This window comes from Streptomyces sp. NPDC047017 (genome assembly GCF_040644175.1).
Classification (GTDB): Bacteria; Actinomycetota; Actinomycetes; order Streptomycetales; family Streptomycetaceae; genus Streptomyces.
This window is the reverse complement of the sequence record NZ_JBEYVW010000004.1, coordinates 100165-118895: the sequence shown is the minus strand read 5'-3', so window position 1 is coordinate 118895 and position 18731 is coordinate 100165. Positions and strand designations below refer to the sequence as shown.

Genomic DNA, 18731 nt, shown 5'->3' with positions numbered 1-18731 from the left:
GTCACCGGCTCACAGGTCGTCGTGCCCGAGACCGGCCGCGAGACGCGTCACCAGATCATGGGCCGCGTCCGGGATCACCGTGCCGGGCGGGAACACCGCCGTCGCGCCCATCTCCAGGAGCGTCGGCACGTCCTGCGGCGGGATCACCCCGCCGACCACGATCATGATGTCGTCGCGGCCCTCCTCGGCCAGCGCCTCGCGCAGCGCCGGCACCAGGGTGAGGTGCCCGGCGGCCAGCGACGACACCCCGACGATGTGCACGTCCGCCTCGACGGCCTGCCGCGCCACCTCCGCCGGGGTCTGGAACAGCGGGCCGACGTCCACGTCGAAGCCGAGGTCGGCGAAGGCGGTGGCGATCACCTTCTGGCCGCGGTCGTGGCCGTCCTGGCCCATCTTGGCGACCAGGATGCGCGGCCGGCGCCCCTCCGCGTCGGCGAAGGCGTCCACCAGGGCCCGGGTGCGGTCCACGTTCGGCGACTCACCCGCTTCGTTGCGGTACACACCGGAGATGGTACGGATCTGCCCCGCGTGCCGTCCGTACACCTTCTCCAGGGCGTACGAGATCTCCCCGACCGTCGCCTTCGCCCGGGCCGCGTCCACCGCCAGCTCCAGCAGGTTGCCCTGCCCGCCGGCCGCCCGGGTCAGCGCGTCCAGCGCGTCCTGGCAGGCCCGCTCGTCCCGCTCCTCGCGCAGCCGCCGCAGCTTGGCGATCTGCTGGGTGCGCACCGAGGAGTTGTCGACCTTGAGAACCTCGATCTTCTCGTCGGAGTCCACCCGGTACTTGTTCACGCCGATCACCGGCTGGCGCCCCGAGTCGATCCGGGCCTGGGTGCGGGCCGCGGCCTCCTCCACGCGCAGCTTGGGGATGCCCGCGTCGATGGCCTGCGCCATGCCGCCGGCCTGCTCCACCTCCTGGATGTGCTGCCAGGCCCGGCGGGCGAGGTCGTAGGTCAGCCGCTCCACGTACGCGCTGCCGCCCCACGGGTCGATCACCCGGGTGGTGCCGGACTCCTGCTGGATCAGCAGCTGGGTGTTGCGGGCGATGCGCGCCGAGAAGTCGGTGGGCAGCGCCAGCGCCTCGTCCAGGGCGTTGGTGTGCAGCGACTGGGTGTGGCCCTGGGTGGCGGCCATCGCCTCCACACAGGTGCGGGTGACGTTGTTGAACACGTCCTGCGCGGTCAGCGACCAGCCGGAGGTCTGCGAATGCGTGCGCAGCGACAGCGACTTGGCGTTCTGCGGATCGAACTGCTCGACCAGCTTGGCCCACAGCAGCCGGGCCGCGCGCAGCTTGGCGACCTCCATGAAGAAGTTCATGCCGATCGCCCAGAAGAACGACAGCCGCGGCGCGAAGGCGTCCACGTCGAGACCCGCGTCCCGGCCCGCCCGGATGTACTCCACCCCGTCCGCGAGCGTGTACGCCAGCTCCAGGTCGGCCGTCGCGCCCGCCTCCTGGATGTGGTACCCGGAGATCGAGATGGAGTTGTAGCGCGGCATCCGCTGCGAGGTGTACGCGAAGATGTCGGAGATGATCCGCATCGACGGCTTCGGCGGGTAGATGTAGGTGTTGCGGACCATGAACTCCTTGAGGATGTCGTTCTGGATGGTCCCCGCCAGCTTCTCCGGCGGCACCCCCTGCTCCTCCGCCGCCACGATGTACAGCGCCAGCACCGGCAGCACGGCGCCGTTCATCGTCATCGACACCGTCATCCGGTCCAGCGGGATGCCGTCGAACAGCTGCCGCATGTCGTAGATCGAGTCGATCGCCACGCCCGCCATGCCGACGTCACCGGTCACCCGCGCGTGATCGCTGTCGTAGCCGCGGTGCGTGGGCAGGTCGAAGGCGACCGACAGGCCCTTCTGCCCGGCCGCCAGGTTGCGGCGGTAGAAGGCGTTGGACTCCTCGGCCGTGGAGAAGCCCGCGTACTGGCGGATCGTCCACGGCTGGTTCACGTACATCGTCGGGTACGGGCCGCGCAGGTAGGGGGCGATGCCGGGGAAGGTGTCCAGGAAGTCCAGGCCCTCCAGGTCCTGGCCCGTGTACAGCGGCTTGACCTCGATGCCCTCGGGCGTCTGCCACAGCAGGTCGTCGCCGTCCGCGGCCTTCTTCACCGCTGTGCGCCACTCGTCGGGGCCGGCGTCGGCGCTCGGGGTCCCCAGCTCGATCGCGGCGAACTCGGCGGGATCCGGGATGGACATCAGGACACTCCCATGCGGTCGAGCGTGGCGGTCAGCACGGCCACGGCGTCGCAGCCGGCGAAGACATAGGTGTCGACACCCTCGTACGGTCCGGGACGGCCCGCGAGGAACACATGGCCGGCGCCCGCGGCCCGCAACCGGCCCGCGACCGCCTCGGCCTGCTCCGCGTAGAGCGCGTCGCTGGAGCACAGGCACGCCTCGCGCGCCCCGCTCTCCTCGAAGGTGCCCGCCGTGACCGGTTCGATGCCACCCGCCTGGAAGAGATTGGCGGCGAAGGAGAGCCGGGCGGTGTGCGCGGCGGCCGGGCCGACCGCCTCCAGGTACACCCGGGGCCGGCCCCCGGTCGCGGCCAGGTGGGCGTCGGAGCGGGTCCGCAGTGCCTCGAACGCCTCGTCCCGGCGCACCCGGGGCAGCCCGCCGGAGGGCGGCTCGGGCGCCGGTTCGCGCACCACCGGCTTCTCGGTCAGGTGCGGGAACTCGCTGACCCCGGTGATCGGCTCGCGCCGCTTGGCCAGCTTCGCGCCGCGCGCCGCCCAGGTGGCGGCCAGCCGCTCGCGGACCAGGCCGGAGCGCAGGGCCGCCTCCTGCCCGCCGGCCCGCTCGATCTCCTGGAAGAACTCCCAGCCCGCGCGGGCGAGTTCGTCGGTCAGCCGCTCCACGTACCAGGAGCCGCCCGCCGGGTCGATCACCCGGGACAGATGCGACTCCTCGATGAGGATGGTGGAGGTGTTGCGGGCGATGCGGCGCGCGAAGGCGTCCGGGAGACCCAGCGGATCGTCGAAGGGCAGCACGGTCACGGCGTCCGCGCCGCCCACCCCGGCGGCCAGCGCGGCCACCGTGGTGCGCAGCATGTTCACCCACGGGTCCCGGCGGGTCATCATCACCGTCGAGGTCACCGCGTGCTGGAGCTGCGCCCCCGCCCGCGGCGCCCCGCACACCTCGGCCACCCGCGCCCACAGCCGGCGCGCGGCGCGCAGCTTGGCGATGGTCAGGAACTGATCGGCACTGGCCGCGTACCGGAACTCCAGCTGGGCGCAGGCCTGCCGGATGTCCAGCCCGGCCCCGGCCAGCGCGCGCAGATAGGCCACACCCGTCGCCAGCGAGCAGCCCAGCTCCTCGGCCGCCGAGCCGCCGGCCTCGTGGTAGGGCAGCGCGTCCACGGTCAGCGCCCGCAGCCCCGGGTGGCGCTCGGCGCACCGCCGGGCCAGCTCGGTCACGGGCGCGATGTCGTACGCCTGCCCGGTGCGCGCCTCGTGGCCCAGCGGGTCGCCGCCCAGGTTGCCGCGGGCCGCGTCGGCGGCGACGCCCCGCTCCTCGTACAGTTCGAGGAGTCGCCGCGCGGCCGGCTCGAAGGCGTCGCCCGCGTCCAGGACGACCGGCGCCAGATCCAGGTAGACGCCGTCCAGGGTGGCGGGGAGCCGGTCGACGGGGATGCCCGCGTGCCCGCCGACCGCCAGCCACAGCGAGGTGACGCCGTTCTCCAGGTCGGCCAGGACCGCCGCCGTGTCGGCGACCGTGTGCCGCTGGCGGACGTCCCAGCCGCCGACCGTGCTCCCCTCGGGGCGCCCGCCCCGTACGAAGGGGGCGAAGCCCGGCAGGCCGGGGTCGGGCGCGGCGTCGCGCGCGGTGTACAGGGGCCGGGTGCGCAGCCCGTCCTCCAGCGCGGTGGACAGGGCCTGCTCCGCCTCGGCGTCCGAGACCTCCTTGCCGGACTTGCGCAGCACACCCGCCACCAGGTGCCGCCACTGCTCAAGTGTCGCGTCAGGGAAGTCCGCCGCCAGGGAGAGCCCGTCGTCAGGCAGGACCGTCATGCTCGGATGCTAGGCCAGAACGGCGGCCCAGCAGCAGGGGGGCGCGGCTGTGACCTTGTTCTCGTGGCGGAAGTGACCTGGACCGCTCAGGGACGCGGGGGGCGAATTCCGGCCACGGCACCCGGGGCGGCTCACGCGGGTGGCAATCGCGTGAGCCGGGGTCCCGCGCGTGGCGGGCACCGGCGGCCGGCCGCACCGCACGGGTGCGGCCGGCCCGCGGCGGTCAGGCGCCCCAGCGCAGGGCGATGGTGTCACCGACGCCCACGGTCTTGCCCCGGGTGGCGGCGGCGAAGGCCGACCCGTCGACGCTGACCTTCCAGGTGTTCGAGCCGCTGTTGGCCTTGCCGTTGACCGAGGTGACGGTGCCCGTGCCGGAGGACGGGGCCACCGAGGTCACGCAGCCCGACGGCGTGGCCGCGCCGGCCGCCGCGTCCAGGACCGCGCCCAGGGTGGTCGTCGGGCCGGTCGGGGTGAGGGCGACCGAGCACACCTTGAGGGAGCCGGTGCCGTCGTCCACGGTCAGCGCCAGCTTCGTCGCCGTACCCGCGCTCAGCGCGGACTGCGCCACCCACTGCGGCGCGCCCGGCGTGACGGGCACCGGCGGAGCGGCGGTGAAGCCGCCCCCGGCCACCGCCCGCAGCCCGTCGATCGAGGAGTATGCCGACGGGCTGGTGTCGGCGGGCAGGTACTTGAAACCGCCGCCCGGGTTGAACTGCTGGGCGATCAGGAAGTCGACCGGGGTCTTGCCCAGCGAGGTGAGGAAGTCACCGGTCTGCGGGTTGATCCCGCAGGCGTTCAGGCCGGCCACCGCCCAGCCGTTGGAGTCGGTGTTGGCGCCGAACATGGCGTTGAACGCGCCGGTGTTCGCCACCAGCTTGCTCTTGAGGAACGCCTTGGCGTGCGTGATACCGGTGTCGGTGGCGGGCACCCCGGAGACGCACAGCGCCGCCATCGCCGCGCCCGTCATGTCGATGTCGCTGGTGGCGGCCGGCTGGGTCGGGTCGCCCTCGGCCTTGCTGTAGTTCCAGCCGCCGTCGTTGTGCTGGTTGGCGCGTATCCGGGTGACGAGCGCGTCGCGCAGCGCCTGCGGGACGCGTACCTGCCCGGACTGGGTCTTCGCGCCGTTCAGGGCGAGCGCGGCGAACACGGTCCCGTTGAAGTTGGCGGACGGGCCGAAGTAACCGGGCTCGGCGCTCTGCCAGTAGCCGTAGATGTCCGCGATCAGATCGCGGGAGGCGGAGACGCGGGCCGGGTCGATGCCCGCCGCGTACGCGTTCAGCGTGGCCCGCTCGTAGTCGGTGACGACGGGTGACGTGGACGGCCAGCCGCCGGTGGACAGCAGATCGCGGTAGACGGATCTCGCGTTCTTGGTGGTGTCGCCGCCCGGGGTGACGTCCACCGCGGCGGTCCCGGCGGCGGCCAGGGCGCTGAACGCCCACTCGTTGGACAGCCCCGACCCGGCGTACGAACCGTCCGCCGCCTGGAGGGACTTGAGGTAGGCGACGCCGTTGGTCTTCGAGGTGGCGATCTGGGCCGGGCTGGAGGTCGCCGCGGCGGGCAGCGTGGTCAGCGCGAAGGCGCCGAGCGCGGCGGCCGCGGTGAGCACACCGCGGCGGACGGACAGCGGACGGGACATGGCCTGCTCCTGGGGTGGGGGACACCGGCCGGCCCCCGTGCACCCACACCGGATGCGGCGAGCGTGGCCGCCGTCCGGGACGCGTGGATCAGCTTCCAAAAGTGCTGCACCGCTTGGGCATTCGGGCTCGGAACGGCCCCCGCCGCCCCACACCGCTGCGCGTCAGCCCCGGATTCCCACCGGGTTCCCCCACTCGGCAGTCCGGGACGGTACCCGAGGGAACCCGTACGCCGCCAGGGTCCGCCCCGCGCGCCCCCGCCGCCCGCCCCGCGCCGCCCGGTCCGGCCGGTACCGCGCCTTGACGCTCCTCGCGAACCCGTGTTCCAATCCCGCCTGATACATGAGCAGTTCCAGGGGAAGCCGGTCGAAACCCGGCGCTGACCCGCAACCGTGGGCCCGGCATCCGCCGGGCGAGCCGGAATGCCTGGAGCGTGTCCTTCAGCAACAGACGCCGTCGCGGACTACGGCGTGGTGCGACCGGGTTCCGCGCACAGCGCCGTCTCTCGCGGCGGGGCCCCTCACCCACGTCCTCGCCCCGCGCCGGCAGGCGACGAGGGGGCCGGGGTGGGCACCGAGCAGCGAAGAGACGGGCGGACGAGGACGGGACCGGGGCCGTGGACGGCCCTGACGACCGCCTTCCTGCTGCCGGCGGCCGCCTGCGTGGCCTTTCTCACCAGCGCCTCCGCCGCCGCCGATCCGATGGCCGGCGGCTGCACCGCCACCAAGGGCGCCGTGGTCGCGGTCGACTTCAAGCCCTTCGGCGGCACGGTCGAGCGCGGCTGCGACCCGACCCCGACCACCGGCTACGACCTGCTGCACGACGCCGGCTTCACCACCACCGGCACCCAGCACGACGGCCCCGCCTTCATCTGCCGCATCGGCTACGGCGGGTTCGACTCCGGTACGCAGTACCCGACCCCGGCCAAGGAGCCCTGCGTCCTGACGCCGCCCGTCACCGCGTACTGGTCCTACTGGATCGCCTCGCCGGGCCAGCACGACTGGACGTACAGCCCGTACGGCGCGATGGCCCGCAAGCTCAAGGACGGCGACGTCGACGCCTGGGTGTTCGGCGGCACGGACATCGGCGGCACCAAGGGCCGGCCCTCCTTCACCCCGGACGCCGTCCGCGCGGGCGGCGGCACCCCGGCCCCGAGCGGGACACCCGGCCCGACCGGTACCTCCGGGCCGACCGGGACCCCCGGGCCGAGCGGCTCGCCCACCGGTGCACCCACCACCCTCGACACGGCCGCCGCCGCGAAGTGGCTCCGCGGCGGCCTGACCGACGAGGAACGCGTCGTCGACGACGGCGCCGGCACCCCGGACTACCTGCTGACCTCCGAGGTCGCCTACGGCCTCGCCGCCGGTGACCCCGACCGCGCCATCCTGGACAAGGTCACCGCCTTCCTCGCCGCCCACACCGGCGACTACGCCTACCCGAACGGCCCCGGCCAGGCCCCCGACGCCTCCGCCGCCGCCCGCCTGGCGCTCCTCGCCGAGATCACCGGGGGAGACCCGCACGCCTTTGGCGGCCACGACCTCGTCGGCGACCTCATGAAGAACGTGTGCGCGGCGGGACCCGCGTCCGGCTCGCCCACCCCCGGCTGCACCGCCGCGGGCGACTTCCACGACGCCGGATACGCCGACGGGCAGGCGCTGGCCGTGCTCGCCGTGCTGCGCGCCGGAGTGACGCCGCCCGCCGCCGCGGTGGACCGGCTCACCCAGGTGCAGTGCGCGGACGGCGGGATCACCAGCATCCTCATCGGCCCCGGCGAGTACTGCGACGGCGACCCCGCCACCACCGGTGTGGTCGCCCTGGCGCTGCACGGCGCGGGCGGGCACGAGGACGCCGTGGCCCGGGCCCGTGCGTACCTGGACACGGCGCAGCGCGCGGACGGCGCCTTCCCCGGCTACACCGGCGCCACCACCGGCAGCGTCTACGCGACGGCGTACGCCGCCCAGGCCCTGCGCGCCCTCGGTGACACCGGGCGCGCCGACGCGGCCGTCGCCTGGCTGGCCGGGCAGCAGTTCGCCGGCGGCGGCTTCGGCTTCGAGGAGGGCGTGACCGAACCGGCCCTCTACCCGACACCGGCCGCCGTCCTCGCCGGCGCGCACACCAGCCTCGCCGCCCTGACGGCGAAGCCGGCGGACCCGACCGGCAGCGCCTCCCCGAGCGGGAGCGCCCCGGCGTCCGCGTCCCCGAGCGGGAGCGCCTCCGCGTCCGCGTCCGACAGCGCGTCGCCGAGCGGGAGCGCCTCCCCGTCCGCGTCCGACAGCGCGTCGCCGACCACGAGCGCCTCCGCGACCGGCAGCGCCTCCCCGACCGGCGGCCCGTCCCCGTCCGGCGGCGCCTCCCCGAGCGGGAGCGCGAGCACGAGCGCGTCCCCCAGCTCGCCGCCCGTCACCCCCGCCCCGGGTGACGGACCCGACCTGGACAAGGGCGCCGCCTACCTCACCAGCCCCGCCAACCTCCGCCAGGGCCACTACTATCCGGTCGGTCCCGGCACCACCCGCGCCGACTTCGGCCTCACCATCGACGGGGCCTACGCGCTCGCCGCCACCGGCCGGAACACCGGCAAGCTGCGCGGCATCGTCGACTTCCTCGACCACGGCGGCAAGGACGGCGACAAACGCACCGTCAACGACTGGACCGGGATCGGCACCGCCTACGCCGGGGGCGGCTCCCTCGGCAAGACCGCGTTGCTCGCCGAGGCCGTGGGCCGCGATCCGCGCCACTTCGCCGGACACGATCTGATCGCCGCGCTCGACAAGGCGGTCTGCGCCAGGGCGAGCACCGCGCCGGACCGGTCCTGCGCGGCCGAGGGCGCCTACACCTACGCCCCGTCCGTCTTCAGCCAGGCCCTCGCCGTGATGGCCCAGCTGCGCGCGGGGGAGAAGAGCGCCGCCGCCCGCCCGATCGCCTACCTGGAGAGCCTTGAGCAGGGCAGCGGCGCCTGGCCGAGCCTGATCCCGCCCACCGGCGACCAGGACGTCGACTCCACCGCCATCGCCGCCATGGCCCTCCACCTGGCCGGCGGCGACAAGGCGGACCGGGCCGTCGGCAAGGCCCTCGCCTGGATCGCCGCCCGGCAGCTGCCGGACGGCGGCTTCCCGGGCGCGGCCGGCGACTCGGTCAACTCCGCCGCCCTCGCCGTACAGGGACTGTCGCTGGACGCGGGCAAGTACGGCAAGCAGATCGCCCGGGCCCGCGCCTTCCTCGCCGCGCAGCAGAACACCGACGGCGGCTTCAACGTCGCCAAGGACGGCCAGCGCGGCTCCGACCTGCGGGCCTCCACCCAGGCGGTGGGCGGCGCGACCGGCGTCTCCTTCGGCACGCTGACCCGCAGCCTGGCCGGCACCGCCCCGCAGCCGGACCCGACGCCGCTGCCCACGGCGAGCGCGAGCGGCGGCGCGCCCGCCATCGTCACCGCCGGGGACACCGGGGGCGACGGCGGCACGAGCCCCACCGGCGGCGGAGGCGGCGGCCACGGCGGCGCCCTGGCCGCCACCGGTGTGCAGGCCGGCGCCTTCGCGGCGATCGCCGCACTGCTGGTACTCACCGGCTTGCGCGTCACCGTATCGGCCCGCCGCCGCGCACAGGCCGGAGGCCGGCGATGATCCGCTCACGACTGCTGCCCGCGCTCGCCCGGACGGCGGCGGCGCTCGGCCTGCTGACCGCCGCCCTGGGCGCCACCGCCTCCCCGGCGGCCGCCGACCCCCAGCCGATGGGCCGCTGCACCACCACCTCCGGAGTGGTGCTCGCCGTCGACTTCAGCCACTGGGGCGGCCCGGTCTACCGCGCCTGCGGCACCACCCCCACCACCGGCTACGAACTGCTCAACCAGGGCGGCTGGCGCACCACCGGCACCGGCCACGACGGCCCGGCGTTCATCTGCCGCATCGGCTACAGCGGCTACCAGGGCGGCCGGCAGTACCCCACCCCCGCCCAGGACGACTGCGTCCTCACCCCGCCCGCCTCCGCCTACTGGTCCTACTGGCACGCCGACCCGGGTCGGAACGACTGGACGTACAGCCAGCTCGGCGCGATGCTCTACAAGCCCAAGCCCGGCAGCGTCGACCTGTGGATCTTCGGCGGCACCGACATCCAGGGCACCGAGGGCCGGCCCAAGGTCACCCCCGACCAGCTGCGCGCCCACAACACCCGGCCCCAGGGCGACGCGGGCAAGCCCGTCTCCACCGCCAAGGCGCCGCCGCTGCCGCCCGGCGTCGACACCGGCCCCGCGCCCGCACGGCAGGCCGCCGAGCCGTCCCGGCCGGCCCCGCCGAAGCCCGCGACGCCCCCGGCCGCGAGCACCTCACCGACCGCGTCCGCTGCCCCCAGCGCCACGCCGGCGCCGAGCACCACGGCAGGGGCCGCGCACACCCCGGCCGCGACCCCCGCCGCCGGCCCCCGGGTGATCGACGCCGTGCCCGCCGCCGACGCCAAGCACGACGCCGGACCGGTCATGCCCGTCGTCGCCGGAGCCTCGCTCGTCGTACTGATCGGCGGGGCCGCCGTGTTCGTCGCGCGCCGCCGCCGCGCCCGCGCCGAGTGACCGCGGTGGCCCGTACGACCGTGGAGACGTCCGCCGCCCCGGCCGGCCCCGAGCCGGACCGGGGCGGCCGCCGCCTGCCGCGCACCCTGCACCCGCTGGCCTGGTGGATCTGGGCACTCGCCCTGGCCACCGCCGTCAGCCGCACCGACAACCCGCTGCTGCTCCTCCTCGTCCTCGCCGTCCTCGGCTACGTCGTCACCGCGCGCCGCACCGAGGCGCCCTGGGCCCGCGGCTTCCCCTACTACCTGTACCTGGCCCTGACGGTCGTGACGATCCGGGTCGTCTTCCGTGCCGTGTTCGCCACCGGCATCACTCCGCACGACCACTTCCTGTTCTCCCTCCCGCACATCCCCACCCCCGACTGGTACGCGGGCATCCGCCTCGGCGGCCCGGTCTCCCTGGAGGCCCTGCTGTCCGCGGCCACCGACGGACTGCGGCTGGCGTGCATGCTGTGCTGCATCGGCGCCGCCAACACCCTGGCCAACCCCAAACGCGCCCTGAGAGTGCTGCCCGGCGCCCTGTACGAACTCGGTGTCGCCGTCACCGTCGCCATCAGCGTCGCGCCGCAACTGGTGCAGAGCGTGCAGCGCGTCTCCCGGGCCCGCAGGCTGCGGGCCGGCCGCACCCGGGGCATGAAGGCGCTGCGCGGCATCGTCGTGCCCGTCCTGGAGGACGCCCTGGAGCGCTCGCTGCGGCTGGCCGCCGCCATGGACTCCCGCGGCTACGGCCGGGCGGGCACCGCCACCCGGCGCTCCCGCCGCGTCACCGGCGCGCTGATGCTGCTCGGCATGTGCGGGCTGTGCGCCGGCGCCTACGGGCTGCTGGACGCCACCGCGCCCGCCTTCCTCGGGCTGCCCGCGATGGCCTGCGGCGCCGCGCTGTGCGTGGCCGGACTGCGCCTGGGCGGCCGCCGCGTCACCCGCACCACCTACCGTCCCGACCCCTGGCGGGCACCGGAGTGGGCCGTCGCCGGCAGCGGGGTGCTCTCCGCGGTCCTGCTCTTCAGCGACCTGGGCTACGACCCGGCCCAGCTCAACCCCACCTTCTACCCGCTGACCTGGCCCGGGCTGCCGCTGGTCCCGACCGCCGCGATCCTGCTCGCCGGCACGGCCGGATTCCTCGCGCCCGAGCCCGCCCCCGTCCGGAGAGCCCACACCCCGTGATCACCTTCGACCAGGTCACCGTCCAGTACGACGACGCCCCCCGCCCCGCGCTGCGTGACGTCGACCTGACCGTGCGGGAGGGCGAACTCTGCCTCGTCGTCGGCCACACCGGTGTCGGCAAGTCCACCCTGCTGGGCGCGGTCAACGGGCTCGTACCGCACTTCACGGGCGGCACCCTGTACGGCCGGGTCACCGTCGACGGCCGCGACACCGCCCACCACCCGCCGCGCGAACTCGCCGACGTGGTCGGGGTGGTCGGCCAGGACCCGGCCGACGGCTTCGTCACCGACACCGTCGAGGAGGAACTCGCCTACGCCATGGAGCAGCTGGCGATCCCGCCGGCCACCATGCGCAAACGCGTCGAGGAGACCCTCGACCTGCTCGGCCTGGCCGACCTGCGCCACCGCGCCCTGCACGAACTCTCCGGCGGCCAGCAGCAGCGCGTCGCCATCGGCTCCGTCCTCACCGCGCATCCGCGCGTCCTGGTGCTGGACGAACCCACCTCCGCCCTGGACCCGACCGCCGCCGAGGAGGTCCTCGCGGCCGTCACCCGGCTCGTGCACGACCTCGGCGTCACCGTCCTGATGGCCGAGCACCGCCTCGAACGCGTCGTGCAGTACGCCGACCGCGTCATCCACCTGCCGGGCGACGCCAGCGCCCGCATCGGGGCGCCCGCCGCCATCCTGCGCACCTCGGCCATCGCCCCGCCCGTCGTCGAACTGGGCCGGGCGGCGGGATGGTCACCGCTGCCGCTGTCCGTCCGCGACGCCCGCCGGGCCGCCGCGCCCCTGCGCGCCCGGCTGGCCGGCCGTGTCCCGGACCCGGTCCGGCCGGCCCCGGCCGGTGACCCGCCGCGCCTGCTCGCCGCCCGTGGTGTCACGGTCGCCTACCGGGGCGTGCCCGCCGTCCGCGAGGTGGACCTGGAACTGCGCGCGGGCGAGGTCACCGCGCTCATGGGCCGCAACGGCTCCGGCAAGTCCTCCCTGCTGTGGGCCTTGCAGGGGTCGGGTCCGCGCCGCGCCGGCACCGTCCGGGTGACCCGCGGCCAGACCGTCGCCGACCCGCACGCGGTGCCCGCCGCCGAGGCCCGCCGGCTCGTCGGACTGGTCCCGCAGACCCCCGCCGACCTGCTCTACCTGGAGAGCGTGAAACAGGAACTCGACCAGGCCGACGCCGAGTCGGGCACCCCCGGCGAGGCCCGCCGGATCCTCGACCGGCTCGCCCCCGGCATCGACGCCACCACCCACCCGCGCGACCTGTCCGAGGGCCAGAAACTCGCCCTCGTCCTCGCCATCCAGCTCTCCGCCGCCCCGCCGGTCGTCCTGCTGGACGAGCCCACCCGCGGCCTGGACTACCGGGCGAAGACGGAACTCATCGGCATCGTGGACGTGCTGGCCGCCGAGGGCCGGGCGGTCGTCATCTCCACCCACGACGTCGAGTTCGCCGCCCGCGCCGCCGACCGCGTGCTCGTCATGGCCGAGGGGGACGTGGTCGCCGACGGACCCACGGCCGAAGTCATCGTCTCCTCCCCGGTGTTCGCCCCGCAGACCGCGAAGGTCCTCGCACCCCTGCCGTTCCTCACCGTCGAACAGGTCAGGCGGGCGTCGGCGGCGGGGGAGCGGCCGTGAAGGCGGCGATCCGGCTCTCCCCGCGCGTCGGCGTCGTCATGACCCTGGCGGCCCTCCTCGGGCTCGTCGCCTTCTGCTGGCCGTTCGCCGTCGCGCCGGGCACGTTCGGCGCGAGCTACGCGCCGCCGCTCATCTTCGGCGTGCTGCTGGTGCTGGTGCTGTGCGTGGTGCTGTCGGAGATCGCCGAGGGCGGCATCGACTCCAAGGCGCTGGCGATGCTGGGCGTGCTGTCCGCCGTCAACGCCGCCCTGCGTCCCCTGGGCGCCGGCACCGCCGGGATCGAGACCGTCTTCTTCGTCCTGGTCCTGGCCGGACGCGTCTACGGCCCCGGCTTCGGCTTCGTCCTCGGCTGCACCTCCCTGTTCGCCTCCGCCCTCCTCACCGGCGGGGTCGGGCCGTGGATGCCGTACCAGATGTTCGGCTGCGCCTTCGTCGGCATGCTCGCCGGGCTCCTGCCCCGGGCCACCGGCCGCCGCGAAGTGCTGCTGCTCGCCGGTTACGGATCGCTCTCCGGCTATCTCTTCGGCTTCCTGCTCAACCTGTCCTTCTGGCCGTTCTCCCTGGACCCGAACAGCTCCATCGCCTACCTGCCCGGCCTGCCCTTCACCGAGCAGTGGCACCGCTACCTCGCCTTCGACCTGGCCACCTCGCTGGGCTGGGACACCGGCCGGGCGGTCACCAACTTCGTGTGCGTGCTGCTGGCCGGACCGGCGGTGCTGACCACCTTCCGGCGGGCCGCGCGCCGGGCCAGGTTCCGGGCCCCGGTCCGCTTCGCCGGGCCCCGGCCCGCCCCCGGCCCCGGCCCGGAGTGAGCGCGGCCCGCGCCCCCGGACCGGCGGCCCGCCCGCCATGCGGCGTGCGGGAAAGATCACGCCGGGTGCCCGCGGTCTTGGCCTCATCCCCGGCGCACGGTACCTTCGGTCCGATATCGACGAAGGCAAGACGGAAGCCGGTGCGAGTCCGGCACGGTCGCGCCACTGTGAGCGAGCGGTCCCCGCGGGGACGGTTGGTGAGTCAGACCCGTAGCCGTCGTCCAACGCACCACCGAGATGGGACGCGAGCTCCCAGAGGAGGCCCCTGCCATGGCGCAGCATGTCGCCCAGCCGACAGCCACCACCCCCGTCGTTCCCGCCAAGCTGCCGCTCAAGGCGATAGCTCCCTGGGCGGTCTTCTTCGGCGTCCTGATGCTGATCCTGCTGTACTTCGTCGGCGCCGAGCAGGGCGCCACGTCCGTGTTCAGCGGCACGGACGTCCACGAATGGGTGCACGACGCCCGCCACCTGCTCGGCTTCCCCTGCCACTGACGCGAGGGACGCCGCACACCCATGAACTCCGCAACGGTAAGAAACCTGCTCGTCCGCGGCATGCTCGCGGGGCTGGCCGCGGGCGTGCTCGCGCTGGTCGCGGCCTACCTCCTCGGTGAGCCCAATGTCGACAAGGCGATCAGCTTCGAGGACGCCCACTCCCACGAGCACGAGATGGAGGTCGTCTCCCGCTCCCTGCAGTCCACCGCCGGCCTCGCCACCGGCGTCCTGGTCTACGGGGTCGCCTTCGGCGGCATCGCGGCGCTCGCCTTCTGCTTCGCGCTCGGCCGCGTGGGCCGCTTCTCCCCGCGGGCGACCGCGCTGCTGCTGTCCGGCTGCGCGCTGCTCGCCGTGTACGTCGTGCCGTTCCTGAAGTACCCGGCCAACCCGCCCTCGGTCGGCGACCCCGACACCATCGGCAAGCGGACCACCCTGTACTTCCTGATGATGGTGCTCAGCGTCCTGCTCGCGGTCGCCGCCACCATCCTCGGCAAGCGCCTGGCGCCCGCGCTGGGCACCTGGTGGGCGACCGTGGCCGCGGTGGCCGCGTTCGCCGTCGTGATCGGGCTGGCGTACGCGTTCCTGCCGGTCATCAACGAGGTGCCGGCGGACTTCCCGGCCGCCCTGCTGTGGCGGTTCCGGCTCTCCGCGCTGGCCATCCAGGCCGTGCTGTGGGGCGGATTCGGCCTCGCCTTCGGTGAACTGGCCGAACGGCTGCTGAACCCGAAGCCCGCCGAAGCCACGTCGGGCCGCACGGTTCCGGCCGCAGGCTGACTCCTTCCGGACACCAGAGGGCCCTTCGGAACCGTCCGGGGGCCCTCTCGCGTTCTCGAAGCGGACCACAGGACGTGGAGCGGAGGACCCCCGTGGCCAGACGTCCCCAGCCGCGCCGTATCACCCTCGGCGGCCGAGAGGCGGTCGCCCTCACCGTCGAGGAGTACGAGCAGCTGATCGCCAGCCGCCGGCAGATCGGCGGCCAGAGCGCCCGGGTGCGGGTGCTCGCCCAGCAGGCCAAGCGCACCGAACACCTGCTCAAGGACCTGGAGTCGCTGGTCGGCGCCCCGGCCGAGGACTGTCCGCACGCGGCGGACGGCGGCTGCCTGCGCTGCGCGGTGGCGGTCCTGCTGCGCCGTCACCGCGACCCGGCGGCCCCCGCGCCCCCGGCCTCCCCGGTGTCCCGGGCCTCCCCGGTGCCCCCGGCCGGCTCTGCGTCCCCGGCCGGCTCTGCGTCCCCGGCCGGCTCTGCGTTTCCGGCCTGCTCCGTGTCCCCGGCGTTCCCGGCGTCCTGAGCGTCCGGTGCCGGCGGCCGGCCCAGCCGCAGGTTCCAGCGCCCGGCCCGGCCGCTCAGCTCGGTGACCGTCAGCGGCGGTACGTCCAGCCGCCAGAAGGCGTCCACCGGCAGGCCCACCGCGTGCACCACGGCCGCCCGTACGACCTCCGGTTCGACCACGGCGAGCGTCCGGCCGGCCGTCTCCGCCAGGGCCGCCAGCCGCCGCCCGACCCGGGCGCACAGGTCCCGCAGCGACTCCCCGCCGTGCGGCGCCGCCCCCGGGTCGGCCAGCCAGCGGGCCACCGCCTCCCCTTCGGCGGCACCGACCTCGTCGAGCGTGCGTCCCCGCCAGCGCCCCACGTCCCAGCCGGCCAGCTCCGGGTCGGCCTCGCCGCCGAGCCCCAGCGCCGCCGCCGTCTGGCGGCAGCGTACCGAGGGCGAGACCACGACCCGCGCGGCCCGGGGCAGCGCGCCCGCCGCGGCCCGGGCCCGGACCGCGGCGCCGGCGTCGATCGGATCGCCGTCGTCGAACCGGGCCTGCCGCAGCGAACGGCTCGTGGCCGGCGAGACGAACAGCACTCGGGCGGTCATGTCGTCAAGTCTCCTGTCTGCGCGGCGCGATCGCTCCCGGCGTGAGTCTGCCAGAGCGCCCCTCGGTGAAGCCCGGGGGGCGGGGACGGAGACGGCGGCCGGGAGTCGGGAGTCGGGGAGGGAGCGCGGCGCTCCCTCCCCGGCCCCTTTCCCTCCCGACGGCCGCGCGCGGGTCAGGACGCGGGCAGTTCCGCCCGGACCGTGCGGGCGGCGGCGACCAGGTTCTCCAGGGAGGCCCGGGTCTCCGGCCAGCCGCGGGTCTTCAGACCGCAGTCGGGGTTCACCCACAGGCGCTCCGCCGGGATGGCCTCCAGGCCGGTGCGCAGCAGGTCGGCCGCCTCCTCGGTGCCCGGGACCCGCGGGGAGTGGATGTCGTAGACGCCGGGTCCGGCCTCGCGCGGGTAGCCGTGGGCGGCGAGTTCCCGGGCGACCTGCATGTGGGAGCGGGCGGCCTCCAGGCTGATGACGTCGGCGTCGAGGTCGTCGATGGCCTGGACGATGTCACCGAACTCGGCGTAGCACATGTGGGTGTGGATCTGCGTGTCCGGGCGTACGCCGGCGGTGGTGAGGCGGAACGCCTCGGTGGCCCAGGCCAGGTAGGCGGGGCGGTCGGCGGTCCGCAGCGGCAGCGTCTCGCGCAGCGCGGGCTCGTCCACCTGGATGACCGAGGTCCCGGCCGCCTCCAGGTCGCCCACCTCGTCGCGCAGGGCGAGCGCGACCTGCCGCGCGGTGTCGCCGAGGGGCTGGTCGTCGCGGACGAACGACCAGGCCAGCATGGTGACCGGCCCGGTGAGCATGCCCTTGACCGGGCGGCCGGTGAGGGACTGGGCGTACGTCGTCCAGCGCACCGTCATCGGCTCGGGGCGGGAGATGTCGCCGGCCAGGACCGGCGGGCGGACGTAACGGGTGCCGTAGGACTGCACCCAGCCGTGCTGCGTGGCCAGGTAGCCGGTGAGCTGCTCGGCGAAGTACTGGACCATGTCGTTGCGCTCGGGCTCGCCGTGCACCAGGACGTCGATGCCGGTCTTCTCCTGGAAGGCGATGACCTCCTGGATCTCCGCCTTGATGCGCTCCTCGTAGTCGGCCGTGTCGGTTCGGCCGGACCGCAGGTCGGCGCGGGCGGCGCGCAGTTCGGAGGTCTGCGGGAACGAGCCGATGGTGGTCGTGGGCAGCAGCGGCAGGCCGAGGTGGGCGCGCTGGGCGGCGGCCCGCTCGCCGTACGGCTGGGAGCGGCGCGCGTCGGCCTCGGTGACGGCGGCGGCGCGGGCCCGGACGGCCGGGTCGTGGGTGATCGGCGAGGTGGCCCGCGAGTTGAGGTCGGCCCGGTTCGCGGCCAGTTCGGCCGCGATCGCGCCGGTGCCCTGGGCCAGGCCCTTGGCGAGGGTGACGATCTCGGCGGTCTTCTGCCGGGCGAAGGCCAGCCAGCGCTGGATCTGCGGCTCGATGTCCCGTTCCGCGGCGGCGTCCAGCGGCACGTGCAGGAGCGAGCAGGAGGCCGCCACGTCGACCCGGTCGGCCAGGCCGAGCAGGGTGCCGAGGATGGCGAGGGACTTCTCCAGGTCGTTGACCCAGATGTTGCGGCCGTTGACGACACCGGCGATCAGGCGCTTGCCGGGCAGTCCGCCCACGGTGGCGAGCGCGTCCAGGTTGGCGGCGGCCTCGGTGAAGTCCAGGGCGAGCCCGTCGACCGGGGCCTTGGCCAGGACGGGCAGGGCGTCGCCGAGCCGGTCGAAGTAGGAGGCGACCAGCAGCCGGGGCCGGTCGGTCAGGGCGCCGAGGTCGCGGTAGGCGCGCTCGGCGGCGTTCAGCTCGGCCGGGGTGCGGTCCTGCACGAGGGCGGGCTCGTCCAGCTGCACCCACTCGGCGCCGGCCGCGCGCAGGTCGGCGAGGACCTCGGCGTACACCGGCAGCAGCCGGTCGAGCAGGGTCAGCGGCTCGAAGTCGGCGGGCACGCCGGGCGCGGGCTTGGCGAGGAGGAGGTAGGTGACCGGGCCGACCAGGACCGGACGGGCGGTCAGGCCCTGGGCGAGGGCCTCCTTCAGCTCCGCCACCTGCTTGCCGGAGTCAGCGGTGAAGACGGTACCCGGGCCCAACTCGGGCACCAGATAGTGGTAGTTCGTGTCGAACCACTTGGTCATCTCCAGCGGCGCCACGTCCTGGGTGCCGCGGGCCATCGCGAAGTAGCCGTCCAGCGCGTCCGCGTCGACGGCGGCCCGGTGCCGCTCGGGGATCGCGCCGACCATGACGGTGGTGTCGAGGACGTGGTCGTAGTACGAGAAGTCGCCGGTCGGCACCTCGTGGACGCCGGTCTCGGCGAGCTGCCGCCAGTTGGCGCGGCGCAGGTCCGCGGCGGTGGCGCGCAGCGCGTCGGCGCTGACGCGGCCCTTCCAGTAGCCCTCGATCGCCTTCTTCAGTTCCCGGTTCGGGCCCTGGCGGGGGTAGCCGTGGACGGTGGCCCGCGGGGCCGGCGTCGCTGACTTCGCTGTCACGGAGATCTCCTTCGCGAGATGAATCCCTGAGATCCCGGGGACGGGACGCGAGCGCGAAGGGGTGACGGACCGGGCGGTACGCGTGCGCGG

The 18731-nt window shown here is 74.9% G+C and carries 11 protein-coding genes, 1 pseudogene and 3 riboswitches; of the genes and pseudogenes, 7 read left to right on the top strand and 5 right to left on the bottom strand.

From position 1 onward, the window contains the following. Positions 1-9: 9 nt before the first annotated feature. The 3 genes from scpA to ABZ858_RS08140 all read right to left on the bottom strand — a co-directional run bounded on the left by scpA (position 10) and on the right by ABZ858_RS08140 (position 5643). Entirely contained in the window at positions 10-2196 is a 2187-nt protein-coding gene (scpA, locus tag ABZ858_RS08150; protein WP_361373897.1) for a methylmalonyl-CoA mutase, read from the bottom strand. After that, on the bottom strand, positions 2196-4007 hold the full coding sequence (locus ABZ858_RS08145; protein WP_361373895.1) for a methylmalonyl-CoA mutase family protein: 1812 nt from the start codon (positions 4005-4007) through the stop codon (positions 2196-2198). The genes scpA and ABZ858_RS08145 overlap by 1 nt, the downstream gene beginning before the upstream one ends. A 223-nt stretch (positions 4008-4230) precedes the next feature. Continuing rightward, a complete protein-coding gene (locus ABZ858_RS08140; RefSeq protein ID WP_361373893.1) occupies positions 4231-5643 on the bottom strand; it encodes a hypothetical protein in 1413 nt (470 codons plus the stop codon). Positions 5644-5758: 115 nt separating this feature from the next. After that, positions 5759-5833: riboswitch (cobalamin riboswitch) on the bottom strand. 125 nt (positions 5834-5958) lie between these two features. Then, positions 5959-6090, top strand: a riboswitch (cobalamin riboswitch). Between the two features lie 252 nt (positions 6091-6342). On the opposite strand from ABZ858_RS08140, the gene ABZ858_RS08135 reads away from it, so the two are divergent. The 7 genes from ABZ858_RS08135 to ABZ858_RS08105 all read left to right on the top strand — a co-directional run bounded on the left by ABZ858_RS08135 (position 6343) and on the right by ABZ858_RS08105 (position 15065). After that, entirely contained in the window at positions 6343-9258 is a 2916-nt protein-coding gene (locus tag ABZ858_RS08135; protein ID WP_361374507.1) for a prenyltransferase/squalene oxidase repeat-containing protein, read from the top strand. Then, the gene (locus ABZ858_RS08130) at positions 9255-10196 is read left to right on the top strand and encodes a hypothetical protein (protein WP_361373891.1); all 942 of its coding nucleotides are present in this window, start codon (positions 9255-9257) and stop codon (positions 10194-10196) included. The genes ABZ858_RS08135 and ABZ858_RS08130 overlap by 4 nt, the downstream gene beginning before the upstream one ends. Next, entirely contained in the window at positions 10193-11359 is a 1167-nt protein-coding gene (locus ABZ858_RS08125) for an energy-coupling factor transporter transmembrane component T (RefSeq protein WP_361373889.1), read from the top strand. Before ABZ858_RS08130 ends, ABZ858_RS08125 begins: the two co-directional genes overlap by 4 nt. Next, positions 11356-12987 carry an ATP-binding cassette domain-containing protein gene (locus ABZ858_RS08120; RefSeq protein WP_361373887.1) on the top strand — a complete coding sequence of 544 codons (1632 nt, stop codon included), beginning with the start codon at positions 11356-11358 and terminating at the stop codon, positions 12985-12987. Before ABZ858_RS08125 ends, ABZ858_RS08120 begins: the two co-directional genes overlap by 4 nt. A 38-nt stretch (positions 12988-13025) precedes the next feature. Next, positions 13026-13799 (top strand): ECF transporter S component, encoded by a 774-nt coding sequence (locus ABZ858_RS08115; RefSeq protein WP_361374505.1) that lies wholly within the window; start codon positions 13026-13028, stop codon positions 13797-13799. Between the two features lie 80 nt (positions 13800-13879). Continuing rightward, a riboswitch (cobalamin riboswitch) is annotated at positions 13880-14033 on the top strand. Positions 14034-14069: 36 nt separating this feature from the next. After that, positions 14070-14291 (top strand): CbtB-domain containing protein, encoded by a 222-nt coding sequence (locus ABZ858_RS08110; protein ID WP_361373885.1) that lies wholly within the window; start codon positions 14070-14072, stop codon positions 14289-14291. Positions 14292-14312: 21 nt separating this feature from the next. Then, positions 14313-15065 carry a CbtA family protein gene (locus ABZ858_RS08105; RefSeq protein WP_361373883.1) on the top strand — a complete coding sequence of 251 codons (753 nt, stop codon included), beginning with the start codon at positions 14313-14315 and terminating at the stop codon, positions 15063-15065. Between the two features lie 529 nt (positions 15066-15594). On the opposite strand, the pseudogene ABZ858_RS08100 reads toward ABZ858_RS08105, so the two are convergent. Beyond that, positions 15595-16152: pseudogene (locus ABZ858_RS08100) on the bottom strand (histidine phosphatase family protein); the annotation flags it as partial. A gap of 173 nt (positions 16153-16325) precedes the next feature. Beyond that, the gene (gene metE, locus ABZ858_RS08095) at positions 16326-18641 is read right to left on the bottom strand and encodes a 5-methyltetrahydropteroyltriglutamate--homocysteine S-methyltransferase (RefSeq protein WP_361373881.1); all 2316 of its coding nucleotides are present in this window, start codon (positions 18639-18641) and stop codon (positions 16326-16328) included. Positions 18642-18731 lie beyond the last annotated feature (90 nt).